Annotated in this window: 12 protein-coding genes; 1 reads left to right on the top strand and 11 read right to left on the bottom strand. The window is 69.2% G+C overall.

Annotated elements, in window-relative coordinates:
* Window positions 1-74 precede the first annotated feature (74 nt).
* The 11 genes from QN245_RS09665 to ndk all read right to left on the bottom strand — a co-directional run bounded on the left by QN245_RS09665 (window position 75) and on the right by ndk (window position 12,749).
* Entirely contained in the window at window positions 75-1,922 is a 1,848-nt protein-coding gene (locus QN245_RS09665) for a monovalent cation:proton antiporter-2 (CPA2) family protein (protein WP_317845156.1), read from the bottom strand.
* A 1,022-nt stretch (window positions 1,923-2,944) separates the two neighbouring features.
* Window positions 2,945-4,081: a molybdopterin-synthase adenylyltransferase MoeB gene (moeB, locus tag QN245_RS09660; protein ID WP_317845155.1), complete on the bottom strand. Its 1,137-nt coding sequence runs from the start codon at window positions 4,079-4,081 to the stop codon at window positions 2,945-2,947.
* A gap of 51 nt (window positions 4,082-4,132) precedes the next feature.
* Window positions 4,133-5,350 carry a molybdopterin molybdotransferase MoeA gene (locus QN245_RS09655; protein ID WP_317845154.1) on the bottom strand — a complete coding sequence of 406 codons (1,218 nt, stop codon included), beginning with the start codon at window positions 5,348-5,350 and terminating at the stop codon, window positions 4,133-4,135.
* Window positions 5,347-5,952, bottom strand: coding sequence for a molybdenum cofactor guanylyltransferase (mobA, locus tag QN245_RS09650; RefSeq protein ID WP_317845153.1), 606 nt, complete (start codon window positions 5,950-5,952; stop codon window positions 5,347-5,349). Before mobA ends, QN245_RS09655 begins: the two co-directional genes overlap by 4 nt.
* A gap of 6 nt (window positions 5,953-5,958) precedes the next feature.
* Window positions 5,959-7,356, bottom strand: a complete 1,398-nt coding sequence (gene der / locus QN245_RS09645) for a ribosome biogenesis GTPase Der (protein WP_160969902.1) — start codon at window positions 7,354-7,356, stop codon at window positions 5,959-5,961.
* 18 nt (window positions 7,357-7,374) lie between these two features.
* On the bottom strand, window positions 7,375-8,730 hold the full coding sequence (bamB, locus tag QN245_RS09640) for an outer membrane protein assembly factor BamB (protein ID WP_160969904.1): 1,356 nt from the start codon (window positions 8,728-8,730) through the stop codon (window positions 7,375-7,377).
* Entirely contained in the window at window positions 8,730-9,368 is a 639-nt protein-coding gene (locus tag QN245_RS09635; protein ID WP_317845338.1) for a YfgM family protein, read from the bottom strand. Before QN245_RS09635 ends, bamB begins: the two co-directional genes overlap by 1 nt.
* Window positions 9,369-9,432: 64 nt before the next feature.
* Window positions 9,433-10,305 (bottom strand): helix-turn-helix domain-containing protein, encoded by an 873-nt coding sequence (locus QN245_RS09630; RefSeq protein WP_317845152.1) that lies wholly within the window; start codon window positions 10,303-10,305, stop codon window positions 9,433-9,435.
* Window positions 10,302-11,093 (bottom strand): type IV pilus biogenesis/stability protein PilW, encoded by a 792-nt coding sequence (pilW, locus tag QN245_RS09625; RefSeq protein ID WP_317845337.1) that lies wholly within the window; start codon window positions 11,091-11,093, stop codon window positions 10,302-10,304. The genes QN245_RS09630 and pilW overlap by 4 nt, the downstream gene beginning before the upstream one ends.
* Before the next feature lie 13 nt (window positions 11,094-11,106).
* Window positions 11,107-12,312: a dual-specificity RNA methyltransferase RlmN gene (gene rlmN, locus QN245_RS09620; RefSeq protein ID WP_010342900.1), complete on the bottom strand. Its 1,206-nt coding sequence runs from the start codon at window positions 12,310-12,312 to the stop codon at window positions 11,107-11,109.
* An 11-nt stretch (window positions 12,313-12,323) separates the two neighbouring features.
* A complete protein-coding gene (gene ndk, locus QN245_RS09615; RefSeq protein WP_002812972.1) occupies window positions 12,324-12,749 on the bottom strand; it encodes a nucleoside-diphosphate kinase in 426 nt (141 codons plus the stop codon).
* Between the two features lie 214 nt (window positions 12,750-12,963).
* Here ndk and QN245_RS09610 point away from each other — a divergent pair, with 214 nt between their 5' ends.
* The gene (locus tag QN245_RS09610; RefSeq protein ID WP_184447861.1) at window positions 12,964-13,596 is read left to right on the top strand and encodes a TetR/AcrR family transcriptional regulator; all 633 of its coding nucleotides are present in this window, start codon (window positions 12,964-12,966) and stop codon (window positions 13,594-13,596) included.
* The last annotated feature ends 32 nt before the right edge of the window (window positions 13,597-13,628 follow it).

Genomic DNA, 13,628 nt, shown 5'->3' with positions numbered 1-13,628 from the left:
CGGGGCGTTCCCGGTAATGCGTCGTCGCGACCGAAGTCTTTCCCACACGGGCACTGCACATAATGTTGCCGTGGCTAATCGCCGCGACGCTGCTCGCCGGCCTCCACCGGCACGCCTTCCGGATTCAGCGTGCGGCTCTCGCGCCGCGGCGGCGTGAACGGGGTGGGCGTCGGCACCACCGGGGTGATGTTGCCGTACATCAGGCCTCTGCCGGCACGCACGTCGCCGGCGGCGACCTCCAGTTCCAGTCGCTCGGCATCGCGGCGGCGGATCTCGCGGGCGATGGAGCGCGCCTCGCTCTCGTCCATACCCAGTTCGACCAGCGCGGCCTGGCCGAACTCGACCGCCGATTCGAAGGTCTCGCGAATGTGATAGTCGACGCCGGCGGCGATCAATTCCAGCGCATGCTCGCGGTCGTAGGAGCGCACCAGCAGCTTGGCGTGCGGAAACTCATGCGTGGCCAGCTCGACGATGCGGTTGGCCGCCTCGCGGTTGTCGACGCACACCGCGATGGCGCGGGCCCTGTGCGCGCCGGACGCGTGCAGCACGTCCAGGCGCGTGCCGTCGCCGTAGTAGATCTTGAAGCCGAACTTGGCCGCGCTCTGGATCATCTCGATGTCGTTGTCGATGATGGTCACGTCCACGTCGCGTGCCAGCAGCGACTGGCTGGCGACCTGGCCGAAGCGGCCGAAACCGATGATCAACACGCTGCCGGTGAGGCCGTCGGCCGCGTCCACGCCTTCCATGGAGGGCACTTCCACCGGCGCCCAGCGCCGGTACAGCAGCACGAACAACGGGGTCAGCGCCATCGACAGCACCACGATGGCGGTCAGGTTGGCGTTGATCTGCGCATCGATGACGCCGGCGCCGCTGGCGGCGGCAAACAGCACGAAGGCGAACTCGCCGCCCTGCGCCATCAGCACGCCACGATCCAGCGCCTGCGCGTGGCCGCTGCCGGTGAGCCGCGCGACCAGGTAGATGCACGCGGCCTTGGCGGCCATGAAGGCGAGCACGCCGCTGAGGATCAGCGTCCAGTTGGCGGCCACCACCGCCAGGTTCAGCGCCATGCCGACACCGAGGAAGAACAGCCCCAGCAGGATGCCGCGGAACGGTTCGATGTCGGCTTCGATCTGGTGGCGGAAGGTCGATTCGGACAGCAGTACGCCGGCCAGGAACGCGCCCATCGCCATCGACAGCCCGCCGAGTTGCATCAGCAGCGCGGCGCCCAGCACCACCAGCAAGGCCGCCGCGGTCATCACCTCGCGCGCCTTGGCCGCGGCCAGCAGCCGGAACAGCGGGTTCAGCAGCCAGCGCCCGGCCGCCAGCAGGCCGACGATCGCCGCGGCGCCGACACCGATGCCGATCCAGCGCGACGGTGCCGACGCATCCGCCGGCACCGGCGCCATCCACGCCACCACGGCCAGCAGTGGCACGATCAACAGGTCCTCGAACAGCAGGATCGCGACGATCTTCTGCCCGGCCGGCAAGGCGATGTCGCCGCGCTCGCCGAGCAGCTGCATCACCACCGCGGTGGAGGTCAGCACGAAGCCGGAGGCGGCGATGAAGGCCACCGGCAGCGGGAAGCCGAAGGCCAGGCCGACGCCGGTCAGCACGCTGGCGCAGACGATGATCTGCGCAGTGCCCAGACCGAAGATCTGCTTGCGCAGGCTCCACAGGTGCGAGGGCCGCATTTCCAGGCCGATCACGAACAGGAACATGACCACGCCCAGTTCGGCGACGTGCAGGATCGCCTGCGGATCGGAAAACCAGCCCAGGCCGAACGGCCCGATCGCAAGACCGGCAGCAAGATAGCCGAGCACCGAGCCCAGGCCAAGCCGGCGGAACACGGGAACCGCCACCACGGCCGCGCCGAGCAGCGCCACCACCTTGATCAATTCGCTGCTGTCGGCTGGACTTGTCATGCGCTGATTCTACGCACACCGCCGGAGCATCCCTATGGAGCGGGATGCGACATGAGACGCGGCGCACTGCGTGCTGCGCGCACCACGCGTCGCCTGAGACATGCAGGCGGTCGATTGCCGGCCAATGTCGATCGTGCGATCAACGCGCAGAGCACACCTTCCTTTTCCCACCAGGAACCTGTTTCCCTTCTCCCACCGGGAGAAGGTGTCCCTAAGGGGCGGATGAGGGTGCGGGTGCCGCCGCGCACAGCGACACCTACTGCAGGCTGGCACCACGAGTGCGCTTCGCGCCGTACCCTCACCCCCAACCCCTCTCCCGTGGGGAGAGGGGCTTGAGCATGCACAGCGCTGCTTCAGCCATCGAGACCTCGCTTCCCTTCTCCCACCGGGAGAAGGTGCCCCGCAGGGGCGGATGAGGGTGCGGGTGCCGTCGCGCACAGCGACGCTAGTGTGGCTTGGCATCGCGAGGCGCTGCGCGCCCTACCCTCACCCCAACCCCTCTCCCGGAGGGAGAGGGGCTTAAGCGTCGCGACGCCGCTTCAGCCATCGAGACCGCGCCTCCCTTCTCCCACCGGGAGAAGGTGTCCCTAAGGGGCGGATGAGGGTGCGGGTGCCGCCGCGCACAGCGACACCTACTGCAGGCTGGCACCACGAGTGCGCTTCGCGCCGTACCCTCACCCCAACCCCTCTCCCGGAGGGAGAGGGGCTTAAAGCGTGCACGGCACTGCTTCAGCCATCGAAACCGCGCCTCCCCTTCTCCCACCGGGAGAAGGTGCCCCGAAGGGGCGGATGAGAGTGCGGGTGCCGCCGCGCACAGCGACACCTACTGCAGGCTGGCACCACGAGTGCGCTTCGCGCCGTACCCTCACCCCAACCCCTCTCCCGGGGGGAGAGGGGCTTAAAGCGTGCACGGCACTGCTTCAGCCACCTAGACCCGCTTCCCTTCCCCCACCGGGAGAAGGTGCCCCGAAGGGGCGGATGAGGGTACGTCCGCCGCCGCGAACAGCGACACCTAGTGGCAGCTAACCCTCAGCACCACAGAACTGCGCATAGTCGATATAGCCAGGAAACGGCCGCTCCGGCGCACACAGCGGACACTGCGGATCGGCAGATAGGCGGGTTTCGCGGAAGCGCATCGCCAGCGCGTCGAAGTGCAGCAGGCGGCCGCGCAGCGGCTCACCGATGTTGAGCAACAGCTTCAAGACCTCGTTGGCCTGCAGCAGGCCGACGATGCCAGGCAGCACCCCGAGGACGCCGGCGTCGGCGCAGTTCGGCGCGAATTCCGGCGGCGGCGGCTCCGGGAACAGGCAGCGGTAGCACGGCGCCTGCCCGCGCCGGCGGCCGGCGTCGAACACGCTGACCTGGCCCTCGAAACGCTGCACCGCGCCGTACACCAGCGGCTTGCCCAGCTTCACGCAGGCATCGTTGAGCAGGTAACGCGCAGGGAAATTGTCCGAACCGTCCAGCACGACGTCCACGTCCTGCAGCAGCCGCTCGACGTTGTCCGCGGTGACCCGCTCGCGCAGCGCCTCCACCCGCACGCCCGGGTTCAGCGCGCCCAGGCTCGCCGCGGCCGAGTCCACCTTGGCCTGGCCGATCCGCGCGTCACCGTGCAGGATCTGCCGCTGCAGGTTGCTGCGCTCGACCACATCGTCATCGGCGATGCGCAACTGCCCCACCCCGGCCGCGGCCAGGTAGAAGCCAGCCGGCGAGCCCAGGCCGCCGGCGCCGACCAGCAGCACGCGCGCGGCCTGCAGCCGGCGCTGGCCCTCGACCCCGACTTCGGGCAGGCGCAGATGCCGCGAATAACGGTCGAAGAAGTCTTCCTGTTCCGGCGCCAGCGCCGGCCGCTGCAGCGGCAAGCCCTCGCGCTGCCAGCGCGTCGTGCCGCCCAGTACCGAGGCGACCTGCGTGTAGCCGGCCTGCTCCAGGAACACCGCGGTGTCGTGCGAGCGCTTGCCGCTCTGGCAGATCAGCAGCACCTCGGTCTTGGCGCCGAGATAGGCGGACGGGTCGGCCTGCAACTGCGCGCGGGCCACGCCCTGCGCACCGCTGGCCATGCCGGTGGCGCGCTCGTGCTCCTCGCGGATGTCGATCAAGTGCGCGCCCTGCGCCTGCCGCGCCTGCGCCTGTGCGGGGGTCAGTTCTCGAATGCCCATGCGCGCATTATCGGCGCAAACCGGGCGCGCGTCCGCCATGCGCGGCGCAGTTCAGTACGGCACCACCTCGACCACGTCGCCGGCCTGGAACTGGCGCGCGCCCTCCTCCAGCCGCAGCAGCACGTCGCTGTCGGCGGCGCCGCGCAGGCGATGCGAGCCGTCCGCGGGATTCGGCTCCGCCCACAGTTGGCCGCGCGCATCGCAGCGCATGCGTCCGCGCAGGAACTCCAGCCGGTCGTGGCGCTTGTCCCAGCCGGCCGCCAGCCTTGCGCGCCAGGTCCGGTGCGGCTCGCTGCGACGCTGCAATGCATCCAGCAACGGTCGCCCGATCGCCAGGAAGGTCGCCAGCACCGACACCGGATTACCCGGCAGGCCCAGGAACAGGGCGCGATCCCACTCGCCGAACAACAGCGGCATGCCCGGACGCATGCGCACCTTCCAGAACAGGATGCGGCCGTACTCGGCCAGCAGCCGCGGCAGGTAGTCCTTCTCGCCGGCGGAGACGCCGCCGCAGGTCAGCACCACGTCGAATGCCGAGGCCGCATCGGCGAGCATGGCCTGGATGCGCTGCGGATCGTCCGGCAGAGTCGGCCAGGCGGTCGGCGCCAGGCCGAGCAGGCGCAGCTGCGCCATGAGCATGTCGCGGTTGCTGTTGTAGATCTGCCCCGGCTGCAACGGCATGCCCGGCTCGACCAGTTCGTCGCCGGTGGCGAATACCGCCACGGTCGGCCGCGCCGCCACCGTCAGCTGGTCCATGCCCAAGGCCGCCGCCAGGCCGATGCGCGAGGGCGTCAGCAGCATGCCGGCCTCGAGCACGCGCTCGCCGGCACGCACGTCCTCGCCGCGCGCCCGCACGTGCGCGCCGGCGGCGATCTCGGCCGGGACCTGCACCACGCCATCGTGCTCGTGCACGTTCTCCTTGATCACCACCGTATCCGCCCCGGCCGGCAGCGGCGCGCCGGTGGTGATGCGCAGGCATTCGCCGGGCGCGAGCGCCTGCTGCCGATCGGCGCCGGCGAACTGCTCGCCGGCCAGGTGCAAGTCGGTCGGCGCCCCAGGGGCCAGGTCGGCATGGCGCAGCGCGAAACCGTCCATCGCGCTGTTGGCGAACGGCGGCAGGTCGATCGGCGCATCCAGCGGTTCCAGCAGGATGCGGCCATCGGCGCGCGACGCCGCCAGGCGCTCGCTGTTGACGGGACGGGCACGCGCAGCGGCAGCGACGATCGCCAACGCGTCGGTGTAGGCGATCCGGGAGGGATAGTCGGTCATGGTGGCGGCAGGATACCCGCTGCGGCCAGGTCCTGCGGCGTGTTCAGGTTGCCCAGCACGATCTCCGGCAGCGCCACCGGCCCCATCCGCAGGCGCTGCTGCAAAGCCCGCGGCGCGTAGCGGGCGGCCGCCAGCGCCTCCTCCAGCGCCGGACGCAGCGCGGATAACCGGTACAGCGCCACCAGCGGCTGCGCGCCGTCGGCATCCTCGACCCAGGCACCGTCGCACTCCTCAGCGGCTGCGGCCAGCTTTGCGGGCAGATCCGGCGGCAACACGCACAGGTCGACCGGCACAGTCAGCAACCAGGGCGTGGCGCAGGCGGCGGCGAGTGCATCCAGCCCGGCGATCGGCCCCAGCGAACGCTCCGCCCCGGCCGGCGCCGCGACGCGGTCCGGCACGGCCTTCAATCCAATGGCGGCGTAGCGCGGCAAGCTGCGGTTGGCGCTGACCAGCACCGCAGACACCCGCGGCGCCAGCGTCTGTACCAGCCACTCCACCTGCGCCTGCCCGCCGCGTTGCAGCCAGGCCTTGTCGTGTCCGCCCAGGCGCTGCGCGCGGCCACCGGCGAGAATGCCGAGGGTGATCGCGCGCTGCGGGTCCATCGTGCGCTACTTGCCGCGGACGTGCTTCATCAGGCGCCGCTTCTTGGCGATCTGGCGCTCGGTCAGCACGTTCTTCTTGCCTTCGTACGGGTTGGCACCTTCGCGGAACATGAAGCGCACCGGCGTGCCGACCAGCTTGAAGCGCTTGCGGAAGAAGTTTTCCAGGTAGCGCTTGTACGATTCCGGCAGCACCTTCAGGCGTGTGCCGTGGACGATGAAGGTCGGCGGATTGCTGCCGCCCGGATGCACGTAGCGCAGCTTGGAGACGTGTCCGCGGATGCTCGGCGGCGGATTGCTTTCGTAGGCGATTTCCAGCGCCTGGTTCACCTCGCTGGTGCTGAACTCGCGCACCGCCGAGGCGTGTGCGCGATGGATCGCCTGGAACAGCTCGCGCATGCCCGAGCCATGCTTGGCGGAGATGCGCACCGCCTCGGCCCAGGCCACGAAGCCGAGCTTGCGCGACAGCAGATCTTCGGCCTGCGCGCGCTGGTAGTCGCTCTGGCCGTCCCACTTGTTGATCGCCACCACCAGGGCACGGCCGGCATCGAGGATCGCGCCGAGCACGGTCGCGTCCTGGTCGGTCACGCCTTCGCCGGCATCGAGCATCAGCACCGCCACCTGGCACTGCTCGATCGCCTGCAGCGTCTTGAACGCGCTGAACTTCTCCACCGCCTCCTCGACGCGGCCGCGGCGACGCAGGCCGGCGGTGTCGATCAGCCGGTACAGGCGGCCGTCGCGTTCCAGGTCCACCGCGATCGAGTCGCGGGTGGTGCCCGGAACCTCGGAAGCGATCATGCGCTCCTCGCCCAGCAGGCGATTGACCAGGGTCGACTTGCCGACGTTCGGGCGACCGACGAAGGCGATGCGCATGCGCGCCGGATCGGTGTCCAGGGTTTCGCCGGCGCCCTCTTCCGGCAACCGCTCCAGGACTTCCTCGAGCAGGTCGTCGATGCCATGGCGGTGTGCGGCGGAAACCGCGATGGCGTCGCCGAGACCGTAGCGCGCGAACTCGGCGCGCACCTGGTCCTCGTCGGTTCCGTCGATCTTGTTGATCAGCAGCAGGGTCGGCCGCGCCAGCTTGCGCAGCCAGGCCAGGATCTCGTCGTCGAGCGAGGACGAGCCCTCGCGGCCGTCGACCACGAACAGGATCAGGTCGGCCTCGCCGGCCGCGGCGCGCGCCTGCTCGGCGGTGGCACCGGCCAGGCCTTCCTCTTCGCCGGAGATACCGCCGGTATCGACGATCACGAACGGGGTTTCCGGCTGCAGCCGGCAGACCCCGTAGTGGCGATCGCGGGTGACGCCGGGCTGGTCGTGGACCAGCGCGTCACGGCTGCGCGTCAGCGCGTTGAACAGCGTGGACTTGCCGACATTCGGCCGTCCAACCAGGGCGACCAGCGGCAGCATCGCGACATCCTTCTCTTGTTATTGACCCAACCGGAACGCGGTCAGGTCGCCTTTCGTGTTCTGCATCAGCAGAATTCCGTCCGCGACCACCGGCTGCGCCACCAGCGGCTGGCGCCCGACCCGCTCGCGCGCGGCGAACTCGCCGTTGTCGAGCCGGAGCCAGTGCAGATAGCCCTTGTAGTCACCGACCACGGCGTAGTCGCCCTGGATCGCCACACCGGTCAGCGAACGGCGCGCCAGCGCCGGCTGCGACCACATCGCCGATCCGGAGGCCTTGTCCAGCGCCCACACGGTGCCGGCGTTGTCGGCCACCACCACGTTGCCGGAGCTCACGCCGACGCCGCCGGCGCCGCCATGATCGCGGCTCCATAGCGGACGGCCGCTCGGACCTTCCAGTGCTACGGTCTGGTTCTTGAAGCTGGTCGCGAACAGCGTGGTGCCGTCGAGCACCGGGGCGCCGTCGACGTCGGCCATGCGCTCCAGCTCGGTGCGGCCTTCCGGCGCACCGATGGTCTGCTCCCACAGCACGCGGCCGTCCTGCATCGCCAGCGCGGCCAGGGTGCCGTCGTCGTTGCCGATGAACAGCACGCCCGGACCCGCCACCACCGGCGCGTTGCCGCGCACGGTCAGGCTCGGCAGTTCCTGCGCGTTGAACCAGCGCTGCTGGCCGGTGGCGGCATCGAAAGCCGTGGTGCGGCCGTCGTTGCTGCGCACGAACACCGTGTTCTGCGCGATCACCGGCGCGGCGATCACTTCGTTGGGCACCTTGGCGCGCCACTTCTCGGTGCCGGTAGCGGCATCGAGTGCGATCACCTCGCCATCCAGCGCACCGACGACCACCAGGCCATCGCCCACGCCCGGGCCGCCGGCGAAGCGCGGCAGCGGACGCTTCTTCTCAAGCCGCTTGCGCTCCTTGGCCTGCTGCTTCTCGTTGCGCAGGCGCTGCTTGTACGCGGCGCGCTCATCCTTGGTCAGGTTCTTGCCGGACTCGCTCTCGACCTGGCTCTTCGGCTGGTCCTCGACCTGCGCCAGCTTCTGCTTGCGCGCCTGCTTGGCGTCGTATTCCCAGATGGTCTTGCCGGTCTGCAGATCCAGCGCGTAGACCGTGCCGGAGGTCGCGGCCGCATACACCTTGCCGTCGGCCACCACCGGGTGCTGGCGCACGCCGATGCGGCGCTCGCCCTTGCCGGCGTCGGTGGACCACAGCTTCACCACCTTCACCGACGGGGTGAACTTCACCAGTTCGGCCGGCTCGGCGGCCTTCTTGGCAGCCGCATCCTTGCCGGCGAACCAGCCCTTGACCGTGGTGCAGCCCGACAACGCCAGACCCAGCAGGGCCACGGTGGCGACACGCTTGAACATGACTACCTTCATCAGATCGGCTCCGCGGCATTCGGCACGCTGCCGCCCGCATCCATCAATTTCGTTTCGACCACGCGCCGCTGCGGCGAGGCCACGTCCAGGCTGGTCAGCGCTTTGGCGTACGCGTCACGCGCCGCGTCGCGCTTGCCCTGCGCGATCAGCGCATCGCCGCGAATTTCCAGGCCCTGCGCATCGGTGGCCGAAGCCACCAGCGGCAGCGCGTCCTGCGGCTTGCCGCCGGAAATCAGCAGCCGCGCCACGCGATGGTCGACCATCACCTTCATTTCGCCGTCGGTCTTGAGCCCGCGCAGCGTGGTCAACGCGGCATCGGACTTGCCGGCATCGACCTGCGCCTTGGCCAGGCGCAGCGCGGCCAGTTCGGCGTAGATGTTGGTCGACCCCTGCTGCAGCTCGGCCATGTCCTTGGCGGCCTTGTCCAGCTGATTGGCCTGGATGCTCTTGAGCACCGCTTCGTAGCGGGCATTGGCCTGGGCCAGATCGCTGGAGCGCTGCTTGGTCCACCACTGCCAGCCGATGATCGCGCCGAGGCCCAGGACGATGCCGCCGATCAGGCCGGCGCCGTTCTTCCTGAGCCAAGTGCGGACGCGTTCGCTTTGTTCGTGCTCGTCGAGCAGGTCGTCAATCGCCATGCGTACTCTCGCCCCGCCGCTGCGACGGGACATGAAATGTTGAAGATGAGGAACCGCGCCGCCGTCACTCGGAGGCGGGCACCACGGAACCGTCAGAGGATACCGCAAAGCGCGCCACGTTCGCGCGCCTGAACGGGGTCAGATCCACCGTACTCCCGGCATGCTGAACCTGGACCGCGGAGGCATTGCCCAGCACCACGCGCCCGACCTGGCCCGGCGCATAGGTGCGGGTCTCGCCCGCCCTCAGCAGCGCCTTCTCCACCGGCGTGCCGTCGGGCGCGAGGATCTGCACCCAGCTGTCGCCCTGGAACGACAGGCTCAGGCTGTTCTTTTCCGGCTCCGCCGCCGGGCGCGGCATCGGCGTCAGCGAGGCGATGTACGGCGCAGCGCTCGGCGCCGGCCGTGCGGCCACCGGCGCGGCCGGCACCGTCGACGCAGCGCCATTGGCCGGCGCCGCCGGCGCGGCCGCGGTATTGCCCGGCGCGCCCGGCACCACGTCCAGCGACGCGGTGCTGGGGCCATTGTCCTCGGCGAAGTGGCTGCGGGTGGCGTACCAGACCGGCACCGCCAGTCCGGCGGTGATCACCACGTACACCATGCGCCGCGTGGCGCTCTCGAGCATGCGCCGCAGCGGCGGCGTATGCGTGTGGCTGATCAATTCGACCGGCTGCACCGGCGCGATCTGCGCGGTCTGCAGCAGCGGCTCAAGATCGACACCGAGCAGGCGCGCATAGCTGCGCAGCTGCCCGCGCACGAACACCGGCGCGCCGAGGCGCTGCCACTGCTCCGACTCGAGTGCCTGCACCACATGCACCGGCATGCGCAGTCGGCTGCCGACGTCGTCGATGCTCAGGCCCGCCGCTTCGCGCGCTTCGCGGAGCTGTTGCCCGCAGCCTTTGGCGCCATCGAAAGCGTTCGGATTGGAATCACTGATCACAATGCACTAGCCCCGGGTGTCGTGGTCGCGGCGTCGGGAAACTCCTTGCGCAACCGCTGTTGGTAACGGCCGGCGGCAGCCTTGTCGCCCAGCCTTTGCTCAATCTGAATAGCAAGTTGTAACACGGAAGCGGTGGCAGGCGCAGCCGCCAGACGCCGCTCGGAGAAGGCGCGCGCCTCGAAAAAGCGCCCTTGCGCGACCTGGTTGCGCGCCATCGCCTCCAGTGCGAACGCGTTGTCCGGATCCAGGTCCAGCGCCTTGCGCAGATCGCGTTCGCCGCGCTCGCGCTGGCCGACCTGCAGCGCGCAGCCGCCGGCGTTGGCCAGTGCCGAGGCCGGGGTGGCGTAGTCCTGGAGCGCAAGCGCGCGGTCGAACCAGGCCAGCGATTCGGCCGGCGAACCGTTCGCGCACAGCCAGGCGCCGTAGTTGTTCAAGGTCGCACCGTCGGTCGGCGCCAGTTCGGCGGCCTTGCGGTAGTACCCGCCGGCGGTCGTGGCATCGCCACGGCGATCGGCGACCACCGCCAGCACGGTCAGCGCGTCCACCGAGTTGGGATCCAGCGCCAGCGCCTTGCGCGCGTGCGTCTGCGCCGCGTCCAGGTCGTTGAAGGCCAGCCCGTTGGCGGCCAGGCCGAGTTGCTCCTGCAAGGCCACGCGCGACTTCACCGCACGGTTGTCGCGGAACGAGTAATTCGGCTGCACCTGCTCGGCGGTGCGCACCGTGCCGGTCTTGGCGGCGATCCAGTTGCAGCCCGGCAAGGCCAGCACTGCAATCGCCACCACCGCGATGGAATGCCCTTGGCTAAGCCGCCGCATCCCGATCCGCCCGCGTCTGCAATTCGCGCTTGAACTCGGCCTGGCGGCGGGTGCGGTCCATGACCTGCCCCTTGAGCTGCCCGCAGGCCGCATCGATGTCGTCGCCGCGCGTGCGCCGCACCATGGTCAGCACCTGCGCGTCCAGCAGGATCTTCTGGAACGCGCGGATCTCGGTCTCGCCGGAGCGCTCGTAGCGCGTGCCCGGGAACGGATTGAACGGAATCAGGTTGACCTTGCCGGCGTTCGACGCCTGCACCGCGTTGTCGAACTGGCGCATCAGCCGCGCCAATTGCCGCGCATGCTCCGGCTGGTCGTTGATCCCCTTCATCAGGGTGTACTCGAAGGTCACCGACTCGCGGCGCTTGTTGGCGCGCAGATAGCGCGCGCAGGCCGCCATCAGCTCGGCGATCGGGTACTTCTTGTTGAGCGGGACCAGGGTCTCGCGCAGCGCGTCGTTGGGCGCGTGCAGCGACACCGCCAGCGACACGTCGCTTTCGCTGGACAGCCGGTCGATCTGCGGCACCAGGCCCGAGGTGGACAGGGTCACGCGCTTGTTGGCCAGGCCATAGCCCAGGTCGTCGCGCATCACGCTCATCGCGCGCACGACGTTGTCGAAATTCATCAGCGGCTCGCCCATGCCCATCATCACCACGTTGGTGAGACGGCGCATCTGGTGCGGCACGTTGCCCAGGTGCCGCGCCGCCACCCATACCTGGCCGATGATCTCGGCGGTGGACAGGTTGCGGTTGAAGCCCTGGGTGGCGGTGGAGCAGAACGTGCAGTTGAGGCCGCAGCCGACCTGCGAGGACACGCACAGCGTGCCGCGGGTCTTGTCGGGGATGTACACGGTCTCGATCGCGTTCTTGCCGTCCACGCCCATCGCCAGCAACCACTTGTGGGTGCCATCGGCGGAGGGCTTGTCGAACACGATGTTGGGGACGACGACCTCGGCATGCTGCTGCAGCTTGGCGCGCAGCGCCTTGCCGAGGTCGGTCATCTGGTCGAAGTCGGTGACGTAGCGGTGATGGATCCACTTCATCACCTGGTGGGCACGGTAGCGCGCTTCGCCGAGGGTCTCGGCGAAGAAACGCTCCAGCCCCTCGCGATCGAGGTCGAGCAGATTCTGCTTGGCCGCCGCGCCGGTCCGCACGGGATCGGCGATGGCCAAGGGAGGATGGACGACCTCGTTCACGACGACCTCGCTTAGCGCGAAACCACTTCGGTGGCGGCGAAGAAATACGCCACTTCGTTGGCGGCGTTCTCGACCGAATCCGAGCCGTGCGCGGCGTTGGCGTCGATCGAATCGGCGAAGTCGGCGCGGATGGTGCCCGGCGCGGCGTCCTTCGGATTGGTGGCGCCCAGCAGGTCGCGGTGCGCGGCCACGGCGTTCTCGCCTTCCAGCGCCTGGATCATCACCGGGCCGGAGATCATGAACTCGACCAGCGCGTTGAAGAACGGGCGCTCGCGGTGCACGGCGTAGAAGCCCTCGGCCTCGCGGCGCGACAGCTGCTTGTACTTGGCGGCCACGACCTTCAGGCCGGCCTTCTCGAAGCGCGAGTAGATTTCGCCGATGACGTTCTTGGCGACGGCGTCGGGCTTGATGATGGACAGGGTGCGCTCCAGCGCCATGGGAAGTTCTCCGTTGGGCGGGCCACTGAAGGCCCGAGGTTAACATGAAAAAAACCCGCGTCAAAACGCGGGCTTAGCCAGAATTGCGATGGACAATTCTATCCAATCGGCGCCGGCTTTGCACGGCCAGCCTGAATCGTGCTGCAAAGCAGCATGACGCGCCTGCCGCCCAGGCCTAGACTCAAACAATCGTTTGATTGATTCTGGCGGCCGCATGGCAAAGCAAGCGCACTTTTCGACCAAGGACCGCATCCTCAGCGCGGCCGAGGAACTGTTCGCGCAGCACGGCTTTTCCGGCACCTCGCTGCGCCAGGTCACCAGCCAGGCCGACGTCAATATCGCCGCGGTGAACTACCACTTCGGGTCCAAGGAAAACCTGGTCAACGAGGTGTTCCGGCGGCGCATGGACGAAATGACCGCCGCGCGCATGGCGCAGCTGGAGGCCGCGCAGCGGCAGCATCCCGGCCAGCTCGGCCCCGTGCTGGCGGCCTTCGTCGAGCCGGCCCTGGCGATGGCCCAGGATCGGCAGAGCGGCGGCGCCTTCGTGCGGGTGATCGCCCGCGCCTACGCCGAGAACAACGACAGCCTGCGCCAGTTCCTGTCCGACCACTACGGCCACGTGCTGCGCGAGTTCGGCAAGGCCATCGCCGCCTGCGTGCCCGGGCTGAGCAAGCAGGAACTGTACTGGCGCCTGGATTTCCTGGCCGGCGCCCTGACCTACGCCATGGCCGACTTCGGCCTGATCAAGCGCCCCGCCGGCGTCAGCGAGGGTGCCCACCGCGCCCACGCCGCCCGCGAACTCATCCGTTTCGCCGAAGCCGGCTTTCTCGCCCACTCGGCTCCCTGATCCCGCAAACGTTGACCCACAGAGGCTGATCG

This window comes from Xanthomonas rydalmerensis, from assembly GCF_033170385.1.
Classification (GTDB): Bacteria; Pseudomonadota; Gammaproteobacteria; order Xanthomonadales; family Xanthomonadaceae; genus Xanthomonas_A; species Xanthomonas_A rydalmerensis.
The sequence above is the reverse complement of the archived record's forward strand: the minus strand, read 5'-3'. Positions and strand labels throughout refer to the sequence as shown.